This is a genomic window from Aromatoleum evansii (assembly GCF_012910805.1).
GTDB lineage: Bacteria > Pseudomonadota > Gammaproteobacteria > Burkholderiales > Rhodocyclaceae > Aromatoleum > Aromatoleum evansii.
In genome coordinates, this window is sequence record NZ_WTVK01000002.1 from 144447 (window position 1) to 168025 (window position 23579).

General features: G+C 70.2%; 22 protein-coding genes. 21 read left to right on the top strand and 1 reads right to left on the bottom strand.

Annotated elements, in window-relative coordinates:
• The first annotated feature begins 40 nt into the window (after nt 1-40).
• From GO615_RS01750 to metW, 5 genes are all read left to right on the top strand, one after another.
• Nucleotides 41-424, top strand: a complete 384-nt coding sequence (locus GO615_RS01750) for a PTS sugar transporter subunit IIA (RefSeq protein WP_169125320.1) — start codon at nt 41-43, stop codon at nt 422-424.
• 7 nt (nt 425-431) lie between these two features.
• Nucleotides 432-701 carry an HPr family phosphocarrier protein gene (locus GO615_RS01755; RefSeq protein WP_169125321.1) on the top strand — a complete coding sequence of 90 codons (270 nt, stop codon included), beginning with the start codon at nt 432-434 and terminating at the stop codon, nt 699-701.
• 4 nt (nt 702-705) lie between these two features.
• Nucleotides 706-2436, top strand: a complete 1731-nt coding sequence (ptsP, locus tag GO615_RS01760; RefSeq protein WP_169125322.1) for a phosphoenolpyruvate--protein phosphotransferase — start codon at nt 706-708, stop codon at nt 2434-2436.
• A 339-nt stretch (nt 2437-2775) separates the two neighbouring features.
• Nucleotides 2776-3903: a homoserine O-succinyltransferase MetX gene (metX, locus tag GO615_RS01765; protein WP_169125323.1), complete on the top strand. Its 1128-nt coding sequence runs from the start codon at nt 2776-2778 to the stop codon at nt 3901-3903.
• Between the two features lie 2 nt (nt 3904-3905).
• Entirely contained in the window at nt 3906-4493 is a 588-nt protein-coding gene (metW, locus tag GO615_RS01770; protein WP_169125324.1) for a methionine biosynthesis protein MetW, read from the top strand.
• 173 nt (nt 4494-4666) lie between these two features.
• Here metW and GO615_RS01775 read toward each other — a convergent pair whose 3' ends face one another.
• The gene (locus GO615_RS01775) at nt 4667-4984 is read right to left on the bottom strand and encodes a hypothetical protein (protein WP_169125325.1); all 318 of its coding nucleotides are present in this window, start codon (nt 4982-4984) and stop codon (nt 4667-4669) included.
• A gap of 242 nt (nt 4985-5226) precedes the next feature.
• On the opposite strand from GO615_RS01775, the gene GO615_RS01780 reads away from it, so the two are divergent.
• The 16 genes from GO615_RS01780 to GO615_RS01855 all read left to right on the top strand — a co-directional run bounded on the left by GO615_RS01780 (nt 5227) and on the right by GO615_RS01855 (nt 23358).
• A complete protein-coding gene (locus GO615_RS01780; protein WP_169125326.1) occupies nt 5227-6495 on the top strand; it encodes an AmpG family muropeptide MFS transporter in 1269 nt (422 codons plus the stop codon).
• 17 nt (nt 6496-6512) lie between these two features.
• Nucleotides 6513-7235 carry a uracil-DNA glycosylase family protein gene (locus GO615_RS01785; RefSeq protein WP_169125327.1) on the top strand — a complete coding sequence of 241 codons (723 nt, stop codon included), beginning with the start codon at nt 6513-6515 and terminating at the stop codon, nt 7233-7235.
• A gap of 415 nt (nt 7236-7650) precedes the next feature.
• The gene (locus GO615_RS01790; protein WP_169125328.1) at nt 7651-8247 is read left to right on the top strand and encodes a Pvc16 family protein; all 597 of its coding nucleotides are present in this window, start codon (nt 7651-7653) and stop codon (nt 8245-8247) included.
• Nucleotides 8244-9020, top strand: a complete 777-nt coding sequence (locus GO615_RS01795) for a hypothetical protein (RefSeq protein ID WP_169125329.1) — start codon at nt 8244-8246, stop codon at nt 9018-9020. The genes GO615_RS01790 and GO615_RS01795 overlap by 4 nt, the downstream gene beginning before the upstream one ends.
• A 44-nt stretch (nt 9021-9064) precedes the next feature.
• Nucleotides 9065-11245 (top strand): phage tail sheath family protein, encoded by a 2181-nt coding sequence (locus GO615_RS01800; RefSeq protein WP_169125330.1) that lies wholly within the window; start codon nt 9065-9067, stop codon nt 11243-11245.
• A gap of 19 nt (nt 11246-11264) precedes the next feature.
• Nucleotides 11265-11723 carry a phage tail protein gene (locus GO615_RS01805; protein ID WP_018988766.1) on the top strand — a complete coding sequence of 153 codons (459 nt, stop codon included), beginning with the start codon at nt 11265-11267 and terminating at the stop codon, nt 11721-11723.
• 4 nt (nt 11724-11727) lie between these two features.
• Complete coding sequence (locus GO615_RS01810) at nt 11728-13335, top strand: hypothetical protein (protein WP_169125331.1); 1608 nt, start codon at nt 11728-11730, stop codon at nt 13333-13335.
• Nucleotides 13328-13801, top strand: a complete 474-nt coding sequence (locus GO615_RS01815) for a phage tail protein (RefSeq protein ID WP_169125332.1) — start codon at nt 13328-13330, stop codon at nt 13799-13801. Before GO615_RS01810 ends, GO615_RS01815 begins: the two co-directional genes overlap by 8 nt.
• Nucleotides 13802-13948: 147 nt before the next feature.
• A complete protein-coding gene (locus GO615_RS01820) occupies nt 13949-14668 on the top strand; it encodes a CIS tube protein (RefSeq protein ID WP_169125333.1) in 720 nt (239 codons plus the stop codon).
• On the top strand, nt 14668-14832 hold the full coding sequence (locus tag GO615_RS01825) for a hypothetical protein (protein WP_169125334.1): 165 nt from the start codon (nt 14668-14670) through the stop codon (nt 14830-14832). Before GO615_RS01820 ends, GO615_RS01825 begins: the two co-directional genes overlap by 1 nt.
• Complete coding sequence (locus tag GO615_RS01830; RefSeq protein WP_169125335.1) at nt 14819-15868, top strand: phage late control D family protein; 1050 nt, start codon at nt 14819-14821, stop codon at nt 15866-15868. The genes GO615_RS01825 and GO615_RS01830 overlap by 14 nt, the downstream gene beginning before the upstream one ends.
• A 2-nt stretch (nt 15869-15870) precedes the next feature.
• The gene (locus GO615_RS01835) at nt 15871-16509 is read left to right on the top strand and encodes a phage baseplate assembly protein V (RefSeq protein WP_169125336.1); all 639 of its coding nucleotides are present in this window, start codon (nt 15871-15873) and stop codon (nt 16507-16509) included.
• Entirely contained in the window at nt 16503-18167 is a 1665-nt protein-coding gene (locus GO615_RS01840; RefSeq protein ID WP_169125337.1) for a hypothetical protein, read from the top strand. The genes GO615_RS01835 and GO615_RS01840 overlap by 7 nt, the downstream gene beginning before the upstream one ends.
• A 6-nt stretch (nt 18168-18173) precedes the next feature.
• Complete coding sequence (locus tag GO615_RS01845; protein WP_246262099.1) at nt 18174-18569, top strand: GPW/gp25 family protein; 396 nt, start codon at nt 18174-18176, stop codon at nt 18567-18569.
• A gap of 138 nt (nt 18570-18707) precedes the next feature.
• Nucleotides 18708-20909 carry a putative baseplate assembly protein gene (locus tag GO615_RS01850; RefSeq protein ID WP_169125338.1) on the top strand — a complete coding sequence of 734 codons (2202 nt, stop codon included), beginning with the start codon at nt 18708-18710 and terminating at the stop codon, nt 20907-20909.
• Between the two features lies 1 nt (nt 20910).
• Nucleotides 20911-23358, top strand: coding sequence for a hypothetical protein (locus GO615_RS01855; RefSeq protein ID WP_169125339.1), 2448 nt, complete (start codon nt 20911-20913; stop codon nt 23356-23358).
• Nucleotides 23359-23579 lie beyond the last annotated feature (221 nt).

Sequence of the window (23579 nt, forward strand, 5' to 3'; positions counted from 1 at the left end):
GCACGTCGGCTAGAATCCCCTGAACTAGCGCGACGACACCATGATCGGCATCTTCCTCATCACCCACGGCACGCTCGGCGAGGCGCTGATCCAGTGCGCCTGCCACGTGCTGAACAAGCGCCCCGACAACGTCATCCAGCTCGGCCTGTCGGGCCAGGACGATCCGCTGGACATCCTGCCCGAGGCGCGGCGCTTGCTCGCAACGGTCGACAAGGGCCATGGCGTCGTGATACTCACCGATATCTATGGCGCCACCCCCGCAAACGTCGCGCTGAAATTGCTGGAACCAGGGCGCGTCGAAGGCATCGCCGGCGTGAACCTGCCGATGCTGCTGCGGGTGCTGACCTACCGGGAAAGGGACATGAACACGCTCGTCGAACGCGCCATCACCGGCGGCTGCGAGGGCGTGCTGCACATGAAGTGAGAGGGACATGCCGAGAGCGGAAGTCGAAATCATCAACAAGCTGGGCCTGCATGCACGTGCGTCGGCAAAACTGACGCAGCTCGCAAGCAGCTTCGGGGCCGACATCTGGCTCGAGCGCAACGGGCGTCGCGTGAACGCCAAGAGCATCATGGGCGTCATGATGCTCGCCGCCGCGCGCGGCGCGACGATCGCGGTCGAGACGGCGGGCCAGGACGAGGACAAGGCGCTGGAGGCGATCCTCGGCCTGATCGCGGACCGCTTCGGCGAAGGGGAATAAGCCGATGCCCTTCACCATCCACGGGCTCCCCGTCTCGCAGGGCATCGCGATCGGCCACGTGCATCTGGTGTCGCACGCGATGCTGGAGGTGAACCACTACCACGTCGCGGCGAAGTACCTGCCCGAGGAGGTGGAGCGCCTGAACGAGGCGGTGGCGACCGTGCAGGGCGAGCTGGTGGGGCTGAAGGCTGCAGCCACGGCCGGCCAGCCGCACAGCGAGGTCGGCGCCTTCGTCGACCTGCAGCTGATGATGCTGGGCGACCCGATGCTGATCGACGGCGCCCGCACGCTGATCGCCGAACGTCGCTGCAACGCCGAATGGGCGCTGGTGCAGCAGATGGAGATGGTGGTCGAGCAGTTCGAGCAGATCGAGGACCCCTACCTGCGCGAGCGCAAGGCCGACGTCGTGCAGGTGATCGAGCGCATCGTGAAGGTGCTGCTGGGCCACCCCGGACACCTGCCGCCGAAGCGTCGCGACGGGCTGGGCACGATCATCGTCGCGCACGACCTCTCGCCGGCCGACACCATCGGTTTCCGCGATCACAACATCGGCGGCTTCGTCACCGACGTCGGCGGCCCGACCAGCCACACGGCGATCGTCGCGCGCAGCCTGCGCATCCCGGCGGTCGTGGGCCTGCACCACATCCGCCAGCTCGTCGAGGAGGACGAGCTGCTGATCATCGACGGCACGCGCGGGGTCGTGATCGTTGCGCCCGACGAGCGCATCGTCGAGGAATACCGCCTGCGCCGCAGCGAGCTGGAGCTGGAACGCTCGAAGCTCAACCGCCTCAAGGACACGCCCGCGACCACCCTCGACGGCGAGGACGTCAAGATGCTGGCGAACATCGAGGGGCCCAAGGACCTCAACCAGGTCAAGGCGGTCAATGCCGACGGCGTGGGCCTGTACCGCACCGAGTTCCTGTTCATCGGCCGCGACTCGCTGCCCGACGAGGACGAGCAGTACGAGGCGTATCGCACGGTGCTGAAGTCGCTGGCGGGCAAGCCGGTGACGATCCGCACCTTCGACGTTGGCGCCGACAAGGCGCTGAACGGCGTCAGTGCGCGCTTCGAGCCGAATCCGGCCTTGGGGCTGCGCGCGATCCGCTACTCCCTGGCCGAACCGCAAATGTTCCTGACGCAGCTGCGCGCGCTGCTGCGCGCCTCGGTGCATGGCAAGCTGCGCATCATGATCCCGATGCTCGCGCACGCGCACGAGATCGACCAGTCGCTGCAGCTGATCGCGAAGGCCAAGGCGGAGCTCGACGCGGAGGGGCTGAAGTACGATCCACGCGTCGAGATCGGCGGGATGATCGAGGTGCCGGCGGCGGCTCTGGCGCTGGGGATGTTCATCCGCCGCCTGTCCTTCCTGTCGATCGGCACCAACGACCTGATCCAGTACACGCTGGCGATCGACCGCTCCGACGAGGCGGTCGTGCATCTGTACGACCCGCTGCACCCGGCGGTGCTGAAGCTGATCGCCGGCACGATCCAGGCGGGCGCGCGCTTCGGCCTGCCGGTGTCGGTGTGCGGCGAGATGGCGGGCGACCCGGCCTACACGCTGCTGCTCTTGGGCATGGGACTGCGCAACTTCTCGATGCACCCCGGCCACATCCTCGAGATCAAGCAGCAGGTGCTGCGCGCCGACCTCAATGAGCTGGCGCCGCGCGTGCAGCGCATCCTCAAGATGGACGAGCAGGCGAAGGTGCGGGATGCGGTGATGCGGTTGGCGGGGTGAGGCGTGGCCGTGGGAGCGGCTTCGTGTGGGAGCGGCTTCGTGTGGGAGCGGCTTCGTGTGGGAGCGGCTTCGTGTGGGAGCGGCTTCAGCCGCGAAGCAGCGGTATTGCGGAGTGATCCGCCCATTCGCGGCTGAAGCCGCTCCCACAGGAAACTCCCACAGGACGCCGCTCCCACAGGACGCGGGCGTTTGACAATTGATCCCGCGCACGCTAATTTTTGTGCCTTAGCGCCGATTTGAACCACAGCTTGCGGGCGCTCAATAAATCCGGCTAAAGCGAGGACGACCCAGTCCGCGTTTCGCAGCCGGCTGGGTTTTTTCGTTTACAAGAACACGACCATGATCCAACCCCAATCCGTCGGAGTCGTCGTCCCGCAGCGGGCGCGGTTCACCGACCCGCTGCCGCTGCGCAGCGGGGGCACGCTGCCCGAATACGAGCTGGTCTACGAGACCTATGGCGAACTGAACGCGGACCGCAGCAACGCGGTGCTCGTGTGTCACGCGCTGTCCGGCTCGCACCATGTCGCCGGCCACTATGCCGACGCGCCTAAGAACATCGGCTGGTGGGACAACCTCGTCGGCCCCGGCAAACCGCTCGACACGCGCAAGTTCTTCGTCATCGGGGTGAACAACCTCGGCGGCTGCCACGGCTCGACCGGGCCGATGTCGATCAACCCGGCCACCGGCGAGCCCTGGGGCGCAGATTTCCCCTTCGTGACGGTGGAGGACTGGGTCGAGGCGCAGGCACGGCTCGCCGACCGGCTCGGCATCACGCGCTTCGCGGCGATCGTCGGCGGCAGCCTGGGCGGCATGCAGGCGCTGTCGTGGACGCTGCAATACCCGGAACGCGTCGCGAACGCCGTGGTGATCGCGTCGGCGCCCAAGCTCACGGCGCAGAACATCGCGTTCAACGAGGTCGCGCGCCAGGCGATCCTGTCCGACCCGGAGTTCCACGGCGGCCACTACTACGCGCATGGCGTGGTGCCGACGCGCGGCCTCAAGCTCGCGCGCATGGTCGGCCACATCACCTATCTTTCCGATGACGCGATGGGCGACAAGTTCGGCCGCAGCCTGCGCCACGGCAAGGCGATCTACAGCTACGACGTGGAGTTCGAGATCGAGTCCTACCTGCGCTACCAGGGCGACAAGTTCGCGGGCTTCTTCGACGCCAACACCTACCTGCTGGCGACCAAGGCGCTGGACTATTTCGATCCGGCCTTCGAGCACGGCGGCAACCTGCCGGCGGCGCTGGCGCGCGCGACGGCGGATTTCCTGGTCGTGTCCTTCAGCACCGACTGGCGCTTCTCGCCCGCGCGCAGCCGCGAAATCGTCTATGCGCTGCTGCACAACCAGCGCAACGTGAGCTACGCGGAGATCGAGAGCGACGCCGGGCACGATTCCTTCCTGCTCGACGAAGCGCAGTACCACGCGCTGCTCACTGCCTACTTCGACCGCATCAAGGTTTAGCCATGTCCTACCGTTACGACTACGAAGTCATCACCCAGTGGATCGCGCCGGGGGAGAAGGTGCTCGACCTCGGCTGCGGGGACGGCAGCCTGCTCAAGCATCTCGCGGAGGTGCGCCAGGTGCAGGGTTACGGCGTCGAGAATGACCCGGACAAGCTGCTCGCATGCACGAGGAACGGCGTCAACGTGATCCAGATGGACATGGAGAAGGGGCTCGCCGGGATCGAGGACGGCTTCTTCGACCACGTGATCATGAGCCTGTCGCTGCAGGCGATGCACAACACGCAGGGCATCCTCGTGGAGATGCTGCGCGTGGCGCGCGAGGCGGTGGTGAGCTTCCCGAACTTCGGCTACTGGCGTCATCGCCAGAGCATCCTCAACGGCCGCATGCCGGTGTCGGAGAGCCTGCCGCACCAGTGGTTCAACACGCCCAACGTGCGCTTCTTCACGATCTCGGATTTCGACGCGCTGTGCGAGATGAACGGCATCGCGGTGCGCGAGCGGCTGGCCTTCGACGAGGGCAAGCTGATTCTGGACGAGCCGAACTTCCTCGCCAGCGTCGCGGTGTACCGGCTCGGCCGCGCGGGCTGAGGGCGCAGCTTTCCCCTGCAGGAGCGGCCCCGGGGTTTGTTTGTGGGAACAGCTTCGGAGTTTTTCTGTGGGAGCGGCTTCAGCCGCGAATTGGCCGTGCAGGGTGCGGCGGCGCCCATTCGCGGCTGAAGCCGCTCCCACAATGCGGGCCCCGGCCAGGGCCGGGGTGCTTTTCAGCCGACGACGAAGTTCGGGACGTCGACCCGTACGGTCGGACGGCCCAGCGCGACGGCGGTGGCGACGGCGAACTGCTTCGCCCAGTCTCCGCCCTGCTTGAAGCGCTCCTCGCCGCCGTATTTGGCGACGTTGAGGATCATGTCGAGCACGAGGATCTTGCCCATCGGGTTCGACGGCGTGCATTCGAGCCGCTCGAACTCGCCCGACAGCCAGGTGCGCGCCTGGTCCTTCGCGAGACCGGCGGCGTCCGCGTCGGACACGATCGTCTCGTATTCGCGCTCGGTGCCGAAAACCACGGTGATATGTTGCGTCATCCCTCTCTCCTCTCCTTTTTGGTGTTTATGCGTTGAACGTGCATTCTCGGGCGAGTCGGGCAGGCAGGCAAGCCCGCGCCGGCACGCGGCCCCGCGGGGCCGGAATGTAAGCCGCTGCTGCGGCCCCGGCGCGCGTTGCGGCAATCTGGGATAATGCGCCGATCCCTCGCCGAAAGCCTCCCGTGTCGCCCATTTCCTCCGCTCCGCCCCCCGCCGGCCCGAGATCGTCCCGTCCTGCCTGGATGGATGCCCTGCTCAACCGCCGGATGCTGATCTGCATCTTCACCGGCTTCTCCTCGGGCCTGCCGCTGTACCTGCTGCTGAACCTGGTGCCGGCCTGGCTGAAGACGGAGGGGCTGTCGCTGAAGGCGATCGGGGCCTTCGCGCTGATCCAGTTCCCCTACACCTGGAAGTTCGTGTGGGCGCCGCTGCTGGACCGCTTCGGCATCCTGCCGTGGCTGGGACGGCGGCGCAGCTGGATGCTGGTGTCGCAGCTGGGGCTGGTCGGTGCCATTGCGTGGCTCGGGCAGCTGTCGCCGACCGAGAACCTGACGCTGGTGGTCGCGCTGACGGCGGCGCTGGCCTTCCTGTCGGCGACGCAGGACATCGTGCTGGATGCCTTCCGGCGCGAGATCCTGCCCGAACTGGAGCTGGGGCTGGGCAACGCGATCCACGTCAATGCGTACCGCGTCGCGGGCCTGGTGCCGGGCTCGCTGTCGCTGATCCTCGCCGACCGCCTGCCGTGGAGCGAGGTGTTCGCGATCACGGCGCTGTTCATGCTGCCGGGGGTGGCGATGACGCTGCTGGCGAAGGAGCCCGCAATCGCGGCCGGGGCGCCGCGCACGCTGCGCGACGCGGTGGTCGAACCCTTCCGCGAATTCTTCGGCCGCCACGGCCTGCACTCGGCGCTGCTGGTGCTGAGCTTCATCTTCTTCTACAAGCTCGGCGATTCGCTGTGCACCGCGCTGGCGACGCCCTTCTACCTCGACATGGGCTTCACCAAGACCGAGATCGGCCTGATCGCGAAGAACGCGGGCCTGTGGCCCTCGGTGATCGGCGGCATCCTCGGCGGCATCTGGATGCTGAAACTGGGCATCAACCGCGCGCTGTGGCTGTTCGGCGTCGTGCAGGTGGTGAGCATCCTGGGCTTCGTGTGGCTCGCGTGGATCGGGCCGGCGCCCTCCGACGCGACGCGCCTCACGGCGCTGGCGATCGTGATCTCGGCCGAGGCCGCCGGCGTGGGCCTGGGCACGACGGCCTTCGTCGCCTACATGGCGCGCACGACGCACCCCGCGTACACGGCGACCCAGCTCGCGCTGTTCACGAGCCTGATGGCGGTGCCGCGCACCTTCATCAACGCCTCGGCCGGCTGGCTGGTCGAGCGCATGGGCTGGTACGAGTTCTTCTGGCTGTGCTTCTTCCTCGCGATTCCGGGGATGCTGCTGCTGATCCGCGTCGCGCCGTGGAACGGCGAGGCCAAGGCGATCGCGGCGGCGCCCGGACGCGCCTGAACCTTCACTCCGCAATGATGACCACGACTACTGCCGATTCCCTGATCGCCGCGGCGCGCGCGCTGTCGGGCACCCTGGATGCGATGCGCTTCGCCGCGCCGGTGAGCCACGTGTACAACCCGCTCGACTATGCGTGGGCGATCCACGAGGACTACCTGCGCCGTTATGCGGCGGGCAGGAAACGCATCGTCTTCCTCGGCATGAACCCGGGCCCCTTCGGCATGGCGCAGACCGGCGTGCCCTTCGGCGAGATCGACACGGTGCGCGACTGGCTGGGCCTCGCGGGGCCGGTCGGCAAGCCGGCGGTGGAGAATCCCAAGCGGCCGGTCGAAGGTTTCGACTGCGCGCGCTCGGAAGTGAGCGGACGGCGCCTGTGGGGCCTGTTCCGCGAGCGCTTCGGCACTGCCGAGGCCTTCTTCGCCGAGCATTTCGTCGCCAACTATTGCCCGCTGGCCTTTTTCGACGGCGGGCGCAACGTGACGCCGGACAAGCTGCCGGCAGCCGAATCGCAACCGCTGCTGGCGGCCTGCGACGAGCACTTGCGCCGCATGATCGACGCGCTCGCGCCGGACTGGGTGATCGGCGTCGGCGCCTGGGCGGAAGCGCGCGCGGCCGCGGCCCTGGACGGACGCGGGCCGCGCATCGGGCGCGTGCTGCACCCCAGCCCCGCAAGCCCGGCGGCGAACCGCGGCTGGTCCGAGGCCGCGAGCCGGCAGCTCGCCGACCTGGGAATCTGGTAACAGGGATAGTCGGCGCGCGGGCTTTCCCGTGGGAGCGGCTTCAGCCGCGAATCGGCGGCAGGAGAGCCCCGCACGGTTGATTCGCGGCTGAAGCCGCTCCCACAGGCGCGCCGGACCGACGCGTCGCGGAAGGCACGGACGGAGGAAAGCGACGATTTCCGCGCCCTTCGCGCATGAGTGCTGGCCTCGTCACCCCTACCGCAACGCCCGTAACAAACCCCTACTGCACGTACGGTATATCCCTCCATACGCAACGGTTAGCTGCAATTTCTTGTTGCATCTCCGGTTTGCGCCCGCTCGTGACGCTGTGACATTTTGATAACCCGTTCGCAAGAAGACCCAGATTTCATAGGGTCCACGAACGGTCCGTCGCAACGCTGTCTCGCAAGCTCACGCTTCAGAGGGGGAGGATACGGTGGCGTCGCATCTCGGCATTCTGTCGGTCCTGCAGGCATTGCGCGAGCGCCTTGCGATCCGCATGGCGGCGCGGCTGGGCGGCAATCCCCAGGTCGAGATCCTTGGTTCGCAGACGCTCGCCGGCAAGCCGCAGGCCAACACCGACACGCTCGGCATCTACCTTCACCGCGTCTCGGTCGACCCTTTCAGCCGTAATCGCCATCTGTCACCGCTGCCCGGGCGCACCCAGCCGCGCCCCGAGCTGCCGGTCAACCTGCACCTGCTGCTGATCGCGTGGTGCACGCACACCGACCAGGAAATCGAATACCTCGCCGCGGCGATCCAGATCCTCGGCGGCGGCTTCATGCTCGAGAGCGCGGACATGAGCCTCGCCGATCCGGACTGGGGCCGCGAGGACGTGGTGCAGGTGCTGCCGGAGGAGATGAGCACCGAGGACCTGATGCGCCTGTGGGACAGCCTGCCGGGCGACTACCGCCTGTCGGCGCCCTACCTGATCAAGACGGTGCGCCTCGCCCCGGACATCGACCGTGACGAAGGGCCGGCGGTCAGGACCCTGGTGTTCCCGATGGACGAGCGCAGCGGAGGCGCGCAGTGATCGTCGAGACCCTCGTCCTGCATGCCAGCGACTTCATCGCGTGGGTGGACGCGAGCGGCGTGCAGGGGGGAGCGAGGCGGCCCGTGCCGGCGCAGAACCTGCGGATCCGGCTCGACAATCCGCCGTCAGATCTCGAACTGGTCCACAAGACCGCGGGCACGATCCTGTGGCGCAAGGTTCCGGCCGAACTGCGGCGCGTGATCGACGGCGCCGCGAGCCCCGCTGACCTCGCGGTGCCAATGGAGGCCGATGAGCCCTTGTATGCCGTGGCGGGCGAGGTGCTCGATCCGGCCGGGCACTTCCTGCCGCGCCGCTTCGCGCTTTCCGCCGGCCGCCGCGCGGAACACGCGCTGCGCCTGTTCCGTTCGCCGTTGGGCACGCGCTTCGGCCGCGCCGGCGGGCTGACCGGCCGCACGACGCTCGAGGACGGCTCGCCCGTGCCCTGGGCGCTGCTGGCGCTGCGGGTGACGCCGCCACTCGCGACGCCCTTCGATTTCGTCGCCCAGAGCGATGCCCACGGCGAATTCCGGCTGTCGCTGGAACGGCTGCCGGCACTCACCAAGGATGCCCCGGCGACGACCTACCCCGGGGTGCTCACGGTGCGCGCCGCCGCGAGCGGCACCGACCCGGACGCCCTGCCCGCGGCGCGCGTGCGCGGCACGGGCAGCGGCAATGCCGCATTCAAGACCCAGATCACGGTGGACATTGCGCCGGGGCGCATCGCCACCCTGGCGAGCCCCGGACGGGATGCCCTCGTCCTGCAGTTTTCCTGAACCGCTGCTTTCAAGAGCCCCATAGGCACCGAAGGAGAAGCGACATGCCCGAGTACCTTGCCCCAGGCGTCTTCGTCGAGGAGACGAGTTTCCGCAACAAGTCGATCGAGGGCGTCGGGACCAGCGTCGCTGCGCTGGTGGGCCCGACCCGCACCGGCCCGCTGCGCGGCGTGCCCGAGGTGCTGACGAGCTACGCCGACTTCGAGCGCATCTTCGGCGACGCGCAGGACCTGGCGATCGGCGCGGGCGGGGCGACGGTGCTCAACCATACGGCGCACGCGGCGCGCGCCTTCTTCGACAACGGCGGCAAGCAGCTCTTCGTCGCGCGCGTCGTGAAGGGCATCAACGCGCTCGCCGCCGACGCGGACGGGGTGTGGCCCAACGCGGCGGTCAAGGGCGACGCAGGCAACACGGTGAAGTTCTTCAGCCGCTTCCCCGGCAAGATGGGCGAATACACACTGGAGCTGCGCTGGCGCGACAGCGAGAACCTGCTGCGCAGCGAGACGCCCAAGACGGCCAGCGCGGACCACCTGTACTTCCTCGAGGCGACCGGCGTGGCGCTCGCCGCGAAGGCCACCGGCGCGATCGCCGACGGGGACTTCCCGGTCGATGTCCGTGCGGTGGTGAAGCTCGACGGCGCGAACCTCGCGATCCAGAGCAACCGCGCCGAGATCGTGTCGATGGCCGATCCGGACAATCCGGCAGCGGTCCCCGCCGCAGAACTCACCGCGCTGGTCGCCGCAAACCTGCCCGCCGACGCCAGGCTCACCCGCATCTTCGCCCGCGCGCCGGCGTCCGGCCCGCTCGCCGCAGGCACCTCCGCCGAACTGCAGCTCGCCGACGTGACGAACATCGCCGCCTTCACCGGGGGCCTCGATTGGGGCGACCTCAAGGTGCTGCGCGGCACGCTGGACGCAGCGGGCGAGACCTTCACGGTCACCGGCAACACGACGCTCAATCCGGGCGTCGCGAATCCGATCACGCTACCCCTCGCGGCGCTCGCCGCGGCGCCGGGCGCGGCGAAGGCGATGATCGTGCTGCGCAGCTTCGACCTCGACGTGCGCAACGGCGGGAAGGACGGCGAGGTGATCCGCACCTATGCCGGCCTCACGACCGCGCCGGACGGCCCGAGCAGCCTCGCCGCGCTGCTGCCGGCCAATCCTGATCGCCGCGCCGAGGCGCTGAGCTCACCGGTCGCCTGCGTGCTCGGCGACGGCGTGACGGGCGATGCGATCCAGACCGCGCTGATCTCGATTTGCGACGCGGGCGCACTGAACCCCGGCGCGAGTTCGCTCGACGAGCCGCGCTATCTCATCGCTCTCGCAAACGGCAGCGACGGCGGCGAGCCCGAAGCGATCGACTACGCCGGCGAGACCGACGAGGTGAAGGGGAGCACCGGCCTGAAGGCGCTGGAGATGGTCGAGGACGTGTCCATCGTGATGACGCCCGCCGCTGCAGCTTCCGACGAGGACCGGCACAAGGCGGTGGTGATGGAGGTGCAGAAGCACTGCCGCCGCATGCGTTACCGCGTCGGCGTCGTCGATGCGCGCTCGGGGCAGAGCATCAGCGAGGTGCGGGCCTTCGCCGGCAACTTCGACGATTCGCGCCTCGCGCTCTACCACCCGTGGGTGGTGATCCCCGACCCGACCGGCTCCCGGCGCGACATCACCGTGCCGCCGGCGGGCTTCATCGCCGGCGTGTATGCGCGCACCGATGTCGATCGCGGCGTGCACAAGGCGCCGGCCAACGAGATCGTGATGGGGGCGCTGCGCTTCGAACAGCAGATCAACGCCTTCCAGCAGGAGCTGCTCAACCCCAACGGCATCAACTGCCTGCGCTCCTTCGCCGGCCGCGGCCATCGCGTATGGGGCGGGCGGACGCTCTCGAGCGACCCCGAGTGGAAGTACGTGAACGTGCGGCGCTACTTCCTGTACCTCGAGCGTTCGATCGAGAAATCGACGCAGTGGGCGGTGTTCGAGCCGAACGGCGAGGCGCTGTGGGCCAACATCCGCTCGAGCGTCGAGGACTTCCTGTTCTCCGAGTGGCGCAACGGGCGCCTGCTGGGCGGCACGCCGAAGGAGGCCTACTTCGTGCGCTGCGACCGCTCGACGATGACGCAGAACGACATCGACAACGGTCGCATGGTGTGCCTGGTGGGCGTGGCGGCGCTCAAGCCTGCCGAGTTCGTGATCTTCCGCATCGGCCAGAAGACGGCCGACGCCTGAGTCTTGAGGAGAGACAGTCATGGCCGTTTTTCGTGAAACCCCGTATTCCGCGTTCAACTTCCTGGTCGACCTCGAACCCGGCCAGGGCAGCGAGGTGCAGGCGGGCTTCTCCGAGGTGTCGGGGCTCAACGCCGAAGTCACGGTCGCCGAGTACCGCGCCGGCAACGACCGCGTGAACTACGTGCGCAAGGTGCCGGGCATCCACAAGGCGGGCGACGTCACGCTCAAGCGCGGCGTGATCGGTGCGCAGAACCTCTACGAGTGGCTGGAGAAGGGGCGCACCGGCAAGATCTCGGAGGCCAAGCGCGACATCGTCGTGAAGCTGCAGTCCGAGGACCGCGCCGACACCGTCGTGAGCTGGAAGCTGCGCGGCGCGATGCCGATCAAGTGGACCGGGCCGACGCTCACCGCGAAGGGTGGCGGCGACGTCGCGATCGAAGAGCTGGTGCTCTCCGTCGAGACGATCGAGCAGGAGTAAGGCCGTGCTGCTCGCCGACAAGCGCATCGAACTGGACGCGCGCCCCGCTTCGCGGCGGCTCGCGCCGGTCGAGGTCGTGATGATCGGCCATTGCCCGTCCTTCGACGGCAGCGCCGAATGGAAGCGGCTCGCGCGCGACCTCGCGGTGCTCGCGGAGATCGCGGCGCTGGGCTTCACGGCCGAGGTCGAGCGCCTGCGCGCGCTGGACGATGGCGCGATCGAGGCCGAACCCGGCGACGGCGCGCTGTTCGCGCTGTACCGGCTACCGATCCCGATCCGCTCGTTGGGCTACTTCCAGGCGCTGTTCCCGCAGGCCTTCGACACCGACGGCGCCTACCGCAGCGCGCTGGCCGGCCGCGCGGCCTGGCTGCCGGCGGCGGTGCAGGACTTCTTCGCCGGCGAGGACCGCGGCTTCGGCGACACGCGCACGCTGTGGATCATCCGCGTGCCCGAGTCCGAGGGCGTGCGCGCCTTCCTGCCGCAGCCGAACGCGAGCCTGATCGAACCCTCGGAGCTGGGCGCCTTCGAGCGTGCCCTGCTGATCGAGCGCGCCGGCATCCTGGCGCTCCCCGACCTCGAACGCCTGCTGGTGCCGCGCGCGCTGCCCGACATCCCGCGCGTGCGCCTCGGCAACCCCGAAGCGGTGTTCCTGCCCTGCGGCACCGAGATCGACGACACCCATCGCGAGCGCCGCCGTTCGGAGGAGTTGCTCGGCGCGGAAACAGCCCTCGACCCGATCGACATCGTGCCGCCGATCATCCGCACGCTGGCGCGCCTGCGCCCGGACATCCAGTGCCTGCTGACGCTGCCGCTGGACCAGCGCCCGAAGGACGAGCTGCCCGCGCCGGCGCGCGACTTCCTCGAGCACCTTGCGCGCATCGCGGGCGAGATCGGCAGCGAAGCCGGCGGCGGCGCTGCCGTCTCGCCGCATGTCGAACTCGCCGAGAAGCTGCGCCACCTGCAGCTCCTGTGGCCCTACCTGCGCAGCGAGGAGAATCCGCTCGCCTCGCCCTGCGGGCTGGTCGCCGGCATGCAGGCGCGCGTGTCGCAACGCCACGGCGTATGGCGCTCGATCGCCGGTCGCCCGCTGCCCGGCACGGCGCTGCCGTGGCCGCCGGTGACGCAGCAGCAGGCCACCGCGCTGCGCGAGGCGCCCGGCGTGACGGTGCTGCTCACCCGCGCAGGCAAGCTGCAGGTGGATGACGAGGCGCTGTGCGCCCCCTGCCTGCCGGCCGCGGACCTGCGCCGCATGACGGCCGCGCAGCGCGCGCAGGAGCACTGGCGTTCGGCGGAGGTGATGCGCTTCATGGGCTGGCTGCGGCGCGGACTGCAGGCGCTGGGCGAGCAGCTGCTGTTCGACACCGATCCGCGCGATCCGCGCCCGGAGCTCGCGCTGCGCGCCTTCTTCGAACGCCTGCACGAGGCGGGGGCACTGCGCGGTGCGCGGCCCGAGAGCGCCTACCGCATCCGCGCGATTCCGTCGGCCGAGTCGACGATCGCGTTCGAGATCGAGATCGCGCCGGCCTACCCGATCGACCGGCTGCGCCTGACCTTCCTGCACGACCGCCACGCCGCCGTGACGGACACCCGCATCGAGGCCGTCGATGGCTGACGCGCCACGCGAGTTCATCCCCTTCCGCTTCCGCGTCGCGCTGTACGACGGCGCGGGCGGCAACCTGCTGTGCCGCGGCGCCTTCAGCGAGGTGTCGGGGCTGGAGGCGACGATGGCGCCCAAGGCGCTGAAGGAAGGCGGGCGCAACTGGGGCGAGGTGCAGCTTTCGGGGCCGACGACCTTCGCGCCGGTCATCCTCAAGCGCGGCATCACCGAGCTTGCGGACCTGTGGCAGTGGTTCGACATGAGCACGCGCCAATCGAACTATGCGCTGCGCGTGAGCGGAACGATCGACGTCTTCCACCCGGAGGATCCGGACAAGCCACTGCTGCGCTGGCGCATCACGAACGCGCTGCCGACCAAGTTCAAGGGGCCGGACCTCTCCTCGACCGCCAGTCAGGTCGCGATCGAGGAGTTGCAGCTGGTGCATGAAGGGCTGGAACTGGAACGCGGCTCGAGCCCTTGAAGAAACCGTAGCGAGCGGCGCCGAGTGCAAGGCGCGATTGAGCGAACGACGAGACATATCGAACAGATAGGCGAGGAGTGAGCGAGTGAGTAACGCCGCAATCGGTGCGCGCAGTAGGTTTATTCAAGGGCTCTGAGGACGACAACCATGCCCGCCCTTCAGATCGCCCGTGCCAAGCTGATCCCGATGAACGGGGATCAGGTCGAGACCGACGAGTCGAAGCACATCGACGTGCAGTTCAACCCGGCCACCCTGCGCGTGACGCTCGCCAACACGCTGAAGGCCGACAACAAGGGCGGCAGCGGAGGCAGCGGCGCGGCGGCGCAGTTCATCGACAAGAGCGAATCGACGCTCGCGGTGGAGCTGGTGTTCGACACCAGCATCGCCGCCAAGCTCGGCTCGGACAGCCGCGAGGACCGCGAGACGCTCAGTGCCAACACCGACGTGCGCACGCTGACGAAGCGCATCGCGGAAGCCTTCATGAAGCCGCAGGACGCCGAGTCGAAGAAGCCCAAGGCGCCCAAGCGCTGCCGTTTCCAGTGGGGCAGCTTCCAGTTCACCGGGATGCTGTCGAGCTACTCGGAGACGCTCGACTTCTTCGCCCCCGAGGGCATCCCGCTGCGCGCGACCCTCGCGCTGACCTTCAAGGAGGACCGCTACCAGTTCGCGCTCGACCCCTCGGTGCAGGCCGCCGAACGCCCGATGCCCGCCTTCGCGCCCGGCGGCGAGGGCCAGAACGCTGCCAGCGCGGCCCAGGCCGCGGGCCAGAACCCGCGCGACTGGCGCGGCATCGCCGGCCTGAACGGCCTCGACAACCCGCGCTTCACCGCGCTGGGCACCCTGCTGATCCCGACCGGAGGCCGCTGATGCCCGTGATCATCGACGAACTCGTCGCCGAAGTGCAGCCCGAACCCAACCCGGCGCAGACCGCCGGCGCCGAGCCGCGCCCGCCCGAGGGCCGGCCGGGCGAGACGCTGCTCGACCTACTGACCGTGACCCGCGAGCGGGAGGCGCGCCTTGCCATCGACTAATCCGGCCATCGTAAGCGCCCGGCCGCGCGTGCGCGTGGAGGGCAGCGACCGCCCCGCGCTGGGCGAGGCGGCGGCCGCGCTGTCGGTGCATCTGCCGGCGAGCGGCATGGCGAGCGCGGAGCTGCGGGTGATCAACTGGGGGCCGGCCAGTGGTGGCGAGCCGGGCTATCCCTTCCTCGACCTGCGTCTGGGCAGCCGCATCGAATTCCTGCTCGGCGAGACGGCGGAGAGCGCGGTGTTCTCCGGCGACATCACCGCCTTCGAGGAGCGCTACGGCGATGGCGCACCGCAGCTCGTGATCCTCGCCGAGGATCCGCTGCACAAGCTCGCCCGCAGCCGCGCGAGCCGGGTGTTCGAGAACAAGGGCCTGGCCGACGTCGTGCGCGAGATCGCCAGCGATGCCGGGCTGCAGGCCGACGTCAGCGTCGAAGCCGGCAGCGCGGACTGGCTGCAGCACAACGAGAGCCACCTCGCCTTCCTGCTGCGCGTGCTCGCGCCGCACGACATCCCGCTGCGCATGCAGGGCGGGCGGCTGCGCGCGCGGCCCGAGGAGGCCGACGCGAACCCGGTGCGCATCGATGCCGGCACCAATGCGCAGCGCGTGCGCATCATCGCGGACCTCAACCGCCAGCCGCGCGAGGTGCTGGCCGACGGCTACAACCTCGCCGCGGACTCGGCCGCGAGCGGTCGCAATGCGGCGCTGTCGCCGGCGCCGGCCGGCCGCACCGCGGCGGCAACGCTCGAGGAACTCGGCTGGGACGGCCGCTCGCCGCGCCCGCATCCCTTCGCGCGCACCCAGGCCGAGGCCGACTCGCTCGCGCAGGGCGCCTTCCGCCGCGACGCGCAGCGCTTCCTGCACGGCGAGATCGTATGCACCGGCACGCCGGAGCTGGGCGTCGGGCGCGAGGTGGAGCTCGCCGGCGTGTCACCGCGGTTCGCCGGGCGCTACCGCATCGCCGAGTGCTGGCACCACTTCGACAACGCGCAGGGGCTCGCGACGCGGCTGCGCGTCGAGCGGCCGGACTGGAATCCCTGACGATGTCGCGCCACAGCCCCGGCCCCCTGCAGGACCTGCACCTCGGCGTCGTGCTCGACAACGCCGACCCGGACAACCGCGGCCGCGTGAAGCTGCGCCTGCCGGCGACCGGGCTGGAGATGTGGGCCGCGGTGATGGTGCCGAGCGCGGGCAGCGGCTACGGCGTGAGCCTGCTGCCGCGCCTGGACGAGCAGGTCGTCGTCGCCTTCATCAGCCCGGACCTGCCGATCGTGCTCGGCGCGGTGTGGAGCGGCGGCAGCAGCCAGCCCGACGACGCGCGCCCGGTCGAGGAACGCTACTTCGTGCAGAGCCCGGCCGGCATCAAGGTGCTGCTCGACGACCAGGAGCCGAAGGTGAAGATCGAGACGCCCGCCGGCAACCACCTCACGATCACCGACCAGGGCGGCGGCAAGGTCACCATTGAGCAGGGCGGCGAGAAGGTCGAGATGTCGCCCGGCAACATCAAGGTCACCGGTTCGGGCATCGTGAAGATCGAGGCCGCGCAGGTGACGGTGTCCGCCGGGATGGTCAAGGTCGATGCCGGCATGAGCAAGTTTTCAGGCGTCGTGCAGTGCGACACGCTGATCAGCAACGCGGTGATCTCGTCGAGCTACACGCCGGGGGCGGGGAACATATGGTGAGCGTGACACGTACCCTCGACGCTGCCCTCCTCGCCGAGCGGCCGATGCGCGCGCCGAAGCCCGCCGGGCTCGCCGGCGCGCACCAACCGCGCCTCGTCGCGCCCTTCTTCGCCAACGACGGCGACGGCCTGACGCTGCACCGCTACCTCGACGAGGACTTCGTCGCACGTTTCCTCAACGACGCGCAGGCCGGCCGGCTCAATGGCACCGCCGCGCAGCCCTGGTTCCGCGAGGACCGCTTCGGCCGTTTCAAGGACGAACCGACGCTGCGCCTGCCGATGCACCGCAGCTTCTACCTCGCCTGCGCCGAGGTGAACTGCGCCGTGCCGGGCGCGCCGGCCTTCGACCCGAAGAAGATCCTCGGCGCCGGCATGGTGGTGCGCCGCGTGCCCGCCGACGGCACGCCGCAGCGCTGGATGATCGCGGACGGCCAACCGGTGGGCTGGCGCAGCGGCGAGATCCCCGATCACGACCCCGACGACGTGCGCCGTCTCACCGCGCGCGGCCTCTTGCCGCCGCGCTTCCCCGAGCCGCCCTATTCCGGCGAGGAGGTCGTGCCGCTGCACCCGCTGCTCGTGCGCCGCCGCGACGCACGCGGCATCGAACGCAGCCACACGCTGCTGTGGGGCTACCTGCCGCTCGGCGGCTCCGCGCGCGAGAGCGCCGACGCGCCGTTACCGCAGGCGAATGGCACCGAGGTGCCGGACTTCGGCCTGGAGCACCCCTGGCCGCTCGGCAGCCGCGGCGCGAAGGCGTGGGACAACAATGACGGGCTGGTGATGGACAACGGCGTCGGAACCGTCGGCTTCATCGAGCTGCTGCAGACGCTCGTCGCGCAGTTCCGCACCGACGATGCGGCCGACGGCGACAACGCCGGCCTGCGCACCCTGCTCGGCCAGCTGCGCTTCCACCGCATCGAGTGGCGAGTCTTCGGGGACAACATCCTGCCGCAGCCCGTGCAGGTATCCGGCGAGACCGTGCTGGCCTGGCTCGACCGCAGCGCGCCGGCACTGGTCGAACTCTTCGCACGCATCGTGCGCCGCGAGGCGGTTGCCGGCAGCGTCGCGCTGCCCGACGGCTTCGGCGGCACGCGCGACGATCGCCTCCTGATCTCGGAGCAGCAAGCGGCCGACCTGCGCAGCCTCGTCGCGCTGCGCACGGCACGCGCGCAGGTGCGCTTCGACGACGGCCTGCCGCTGCCGCGCTACGGCCAGACCGACGGCGACCGCTTCGTCGCCCTCCCCTTCGTGCGCTGGCTGGACGACTGCGGCTGCGAGCGCGTCGCGTGGGGCCCGGCGAGCCGCGTGTTCCGCGTCGCCTCACCCTTCGACCCCGACGCGCAGCGCCCGACCACCGTCGTGCTGCCCTCGCTCGACGACTTCAAGCGCGGGCTGCCGCGCGGCGTCGCGATGCTGGCGCCGAAGTCGCTCGCCGACGTGCTGCGCAAGATCAGCCCCGGCATCGACATGAAGGGCGACGGCCCGGGCAACCGCTCCGGCGCGTGCTGGAGCTTCAGCTTCAGCCTGCCCGCGATCACGCTGTGCGCGATGCTGATGCTGATGGTCGTGATCAACCTGCTCAACCTCTTCCTCGGCTGGCTGCCGTGGGCCTTCCTCGCGCTGCCGCGGCTGTGCCTGAAGGCGCTGAAAGGCAAATAAGGGTCAATGACGATGCCGACTCCCGAATCCCTGCTCACGAGTTTTCCGCTGCTCGCCGGCCTCGCCGACGATGGCACCCCGGAATGGCGGCGCGGCAATGCGAGCGTGCGCGAGGTGATGCTCAACATCCTGCTCACGCGCCCCGGCGAGCGCCTGATGCGCCCCGAGTTCGGCGCCGGCATCCGCAACTTCATCCACCACCCGAACAACGAGACCACCCGCGCGCTGATCGCCGATGCCGCACTGCGTGCGCTGACGCGCTGGGAACCGCGCGTGACGATCGAGGAGGTGCGCGCGGTGCCCGACCGCGAACGCCTGTCGCACGTGAATCTCGAAGTGCGCTACCGCCTGCTCGCCGACGGCCGTCGCGAGACGCTCGAACTGGCGCTGGATCTGGGGTGAAGCGCATGAAGACATCGCAACCCGCAGGAAGGATGACAGTGGGAGCGGCTTCAGCCGCGAATCGGCGTCCATTCGCGGCTGAAGCCGCTCCCACCGACACCCGGCCTTCCCGCCCCATGTAACGAGGGAACCGAACCCATGGCGCTTCCCACTTCACTTTTTGGTCAATTCCCGGTCCCCGACCTCGACGACCGACGCTTCGACGAGCTGGTCACCGAGCTGCAGGCCCGCCTCGCGCGCCACGTGCCGGAGATGGCGCCGCTCGCACCGGGCGATCCGGTGCATGCGCTGGTGGACCTCTTCGCGTGGCTCACCGAGACCGTCATCTACCGCGCGAACCAGATCCCCGAGCGCCAGCGCCGCGCCTTCCTGAACCTGCTGCAGATTCCGCTGCGCCCCGCGCGGCCGGCGACCGGCATCGTCAGCATCGACGCCTCCGGCCGTTCGCTGCCGCCGCTGATCGCCACCGAATCGGCGCTCAAGGCCGGCACGACGAGCTTCTCGACGGTCGGCGAAGTGCAGCCAACGCCGCTCGCGCTGCGCGTCGTCGTGAAACGCACGCTCGACGAGGCCGCGCTCGCCGCCGAAGGCATCAGCCTGGATCAGCTGCGCGCGCAGTACGGCGTCGAACCGGCCGCCTTCCGCCCGGTGACGCTGGTGCCCGGCCACGACGCGCTCACCACCGCGGGCACGCGCGACGGCGCCTTCCACCTCGGCATCTGCCTCGCCAAGCCCGCCTTCGTCGCGCAGGCGGAACTGGTGCGGCGCGAACTCGCGGGCATCATCCTGAACGTGGGCCTCGCCCCGCTCACCGAACTCGAGGGACTGCTCGCGACCGGGCTGCGCCCGCGCAAGCTGGCGTGGGAACTCGCGTGGTGGCCCGACCCCGACAACGCGCCGCAGAACGTGCAGTACCTGCCCCTCGAAGTCGTCGCCGACAGCTCGGCCGGCGGGCGCAGGACCGGCGTCGCGCGCCTGCGCCTGCCACGCAACGCCGACCTGCTGCGCGCCACCGCCGCCCTCGACCCGCAGTTCGCCGGCCTCGGCGACACCCCGCCCGAAGCCCCCGCCGACCTGCGCCCCGGTCAGCTCCTCTTCTGGCTGCGCGTGTCCTGCGCCGACGAGCCGAACCTCGCGCTCGGCTACCTCGGCGTGAATGCCGTCGACGTGATCGGCCAGGGCATCGCGCGCGACATCGTGCTGGGCGCCGGCACCGGCCGCCCGGACCAGCGCTTCGAACTGCCGCACGCCGACGTCGAACTCGCCAGCGTGCAGGTCGAGGTCGAGCACCTGCACGCCTTCCGTCCCTGGACACGAGTCGCACACTTCGCCGGCAGCGGGCCGGACGACACCGTCTTCGTCGTCGATGCGGCCGACGGCAGCGTGCGCTTCGGCGACGGCATCCGCGGCAAGCGTCCGCCCGCCAACGCCCGCATCCGCGCGGCCTTCTACCGCCATGGCGGAGGCAGCCAGGGCAACCTGCCGCCCGAGAGCATCAAGGAGATCCACGGCAACGGCGCCCGCCTCGCACTGCGCCACGAATGGCCGACCCGCGGCGGGGTTGACGCCGAAACGCTTGACGAGGCCGAGCGCCGCATACCGGCCTTCCTCAGCCATCGCGACCGCGCCGTCACCGCCGAGGACTTCGGCGTGATCGCGCGCGACAACCCGATCAATCCCGTCGCCCGCGCCGAAGCCGTCGCCGGCTTCTTCCCCGGCGCCAGCCTCACCGCCGTGCGCCGCAACGTCCCCGGCGTGGTCAGCGTGTTCGTGATGCCGCCTGCGCCGCAGGCGATGGCCGCCGCGCCGCGCCCGAACGCGGGCCTGCTCGCCGACGTGCATGACTACCTCGCGGCGCGCTGCATGCTCGGTACCGAGCTCTACGTGCTGTCGCCGCAGTTCGTGCCGGTCGCCGTCGCGGTGTCGCTCGAAGTCGTCGATCCCGCGACCGAGCAGCAGGTGCATGCCGAGGTCGAGCGCGCGCTGCTGCGCTACCTGTGGGCACTGCCGCCGGGCGGCCCGCGCGCCGGAGGCTGGCCGCGCGGCAAGGCGGTCGAGATCAACGAACTGCGCACCCAGGCCGGACGCGTCGAGGGCGTCGAGGCGGTTAACGCCTTGCGCCTCTTCTACCAGGACCAGCAGCAGAACCCGCCGGTGTGGCTGGAACTCACCGGCGCGCAGGCGCTGCCGCTGCTGGACTTCCAGTTGCCGGAGCTGATGGCCGTCGCGATCCGCCCGGGCGAAGACCGCCCCGCCCCGCCGCGCGGCTTCGGCCCCGGCAGGCCGCCCGAGGACGGCCCGAGGGCAGTCCCTGTCCCTGTGATTCCGGATCTGTGCTGACATGAACAGCAACGGCACCCGCTTCCTGCTCCTCGACGGCGCCGCGGATTTCCGCAACGCAAGCCGCCAGTGCAGCTGGGACGTCGAGCAGCGCGCCTTCACGCTGACGCGCCAGGACGCGCCGCGCCTGCCGCAGATGCCACCGGCGCGCGCACGCGAGCTGCTCGCTGCGGCGATGCCCCTGATCCTCGACGACCACGGCCAGCTCGGGCGGCTGTCCGCCGACGGCCTGCGCTTCGAATGTGCGCTGCGCTGGCCGGCGAGCGCCCCGGCGGACTGGCAGCCCGTGCTCGCCGCCCTCGACGACGCCGAGACCGGCGCGCCCGACCTCGAAGCGCTGGTGCTCGACCCGGTGGATACCCCCGCCGGCCGCTTCACCGACCTTGCCTTCGGCGGCAGCGGCCTCGTTGCGCTGCCGTGGAGCGACGGCGGCACGGCGAACGGCCTCACCGCGGTGCATCTGCGCCGCCGCTGGCAGACGCGCTGCACCCTGCCCTTCGCGCCGCGCCGCGCGTGCGTGGAGGCGACCACCGGCGCCGACCGCATCTGGCTGCTCGGCGAGACGCGGCTGGGACTGGCCGGCGGCACGCCGCTGCCCCAGCCCTACGTCGGCCGCCCCGAGCGCTTCGAACCGCTGCAGGCCAACCCCGATCCGCTGCGCCTGCTGTGGGACGTCGACCTGCCCGCGCACGGCGGCCTGCTGGGCCTCGCCGCCGACGACGAGCGCCTCTACGTGCTGAGCGAAACCGCCGACAGCACCGCCGACGCGCCGCGCATGCAGGTCTTCACGCGCGCGCTCGCCGCCGGCCCGACGGAGGACTTCCGCATCCATCGCCTGCCGGACAACCTTCCGCTGGCGACCGACCTCGCCGCGATCGGCGACGGACGCTTCCTGCTGCTCCTGCCCTTCGAGGAAGGCGCCGAGCGCGGCAAACGCCGCGACTCCCCGCTGTTCGCCCTGCAGGACGATGAGGACGCCGCCACCGCCGAACTCCTCGCCGAACGCTGGCCGCGCCGCTCCGAGGCCCCGCTGCCCGCCGCAGTGCGATTCGTGCGCCACCGCGACGGCGCCGTGCGCACGCTCACGCAGGACGGCCCGATCCGCCTCTACCGCCTCGCCCAGGCGCACTTCGCGCCGCGCGGCACGGTCACGCTGACCGAGATCCTCGACTCGGCGATGCCCGACACGCTGTGGGACCGCCTGTGCTTCGACGCCTGCGTCCCGCCCGGCTGCCGCATCGACTTCGCCGTGCAGGCGGGCGACGACCGCGAGCACCTGCCGGACGAATGGATCGCCCAGCCGCAGGCCATGCACACGCCGCACGCCTCGGAACTCCCCTTCGCGCCCGGCCGCGCCCCGCAGGGCGAGGACCACGCGGGCCACGCCGGCCTGTACGAACTTCTGCTCCAGCGCAGCAACGGCGCGGTGCGCGAGGTGCGCGGCCGGTATCTGCGCCTGCGCATCACACTGCACGGCGACGGCCGCCACAGCCCGGCGATCTTCGCGCTACGCGTCTACTACCCGCGCTTCTCGTGGCAGACCCACTACCTGCCCGACCACTTCCAGCAGCAGGAACGCCCGCTGCCGCTCGAGGACGCCGACCCGATCGCCGCCAACGGCGCCGACTTCCGCGAACGCCTGTTGGCGAGCTTCGAGGGGCTGCTCACGCCGCTCGAAGACCGCATCGCGGCGAGCGAAATCCTGCTCGACCCCGCCGCGACGCCTGGCGAGCGCCTGCCCTGGCTCGCCGGTCTGCTCGGCACGACGCTGCCGCGCCACTGGCCCGACGCGCGCCGCCGCCGCTGGCTCGCCGCGCAGGGCACGATGCAGCAGACGCACGGCAGCTACCGCGGGCTGCTGCTCGCGCTCGACATCCTCACCGACGGCGCGGTCGCGCGCGGCGCGGTGATCCCGGTCGAGCATTTCCGCCTGCGCCGCACCATGGCGACCATCCTCGGCATCGACATGGACGACCGCGACCACCCGCTGACGCTCGGCACGGGGCTTTCCGGCAACAGCATCGTCGGCGACAGCCTGATCCTCTCGGACGACCAGGCGCGCGAATTCCTCGCGCTGTTCGCGCCGGAAGTGGCCGAGCGCAAGGGAGAGGCGGAAGTCGTCGCGCGCTTCTTCGACGAGGCCTCGCGGCGCATGACGGTGATCCTGCACGGCCCGGCGAAGCGCCTCGAAGCGGTCGTGCGCGACGCGCTCCCCGCACTCGTGCCGGCCACCGTGCAATGGGCGATCCGCAGGAGCGAGCATCCCTTCGTGCTGGGCCTGTCGCCGCTGCTGGGCATCGACACCTGGCTTGAAACCCAGCCGCCGCCCCGACCCGTGGTGCTCGACCGCACCCGCCTCGGCCGCGGCGATCTGCTGCATAACCCGGTCGCCCTCGATCCGGAGCGGGCCGTGGCGATCGACGCGACCGCGAGCGAGGCAAGGCGATGACCGGGCAGCTCAAAACCGTTCGGGCTGAGCCTGTCGAAGCCCAATCCCACTGGCAACGGTCAAGTGGGTCAGGGCAAATAAACGATGTTCCTTTCAGTACGCGGCGATCGACGGCGCGAAGTCTGCCGCGGCACGCTGTGGTTCCTCCCCCTTCAAGGGGGAGGTTAGGAGGGGGATGGGTTTCGGTCCCGACAGCGCAACCCATCCCCACCCCAGCCCTC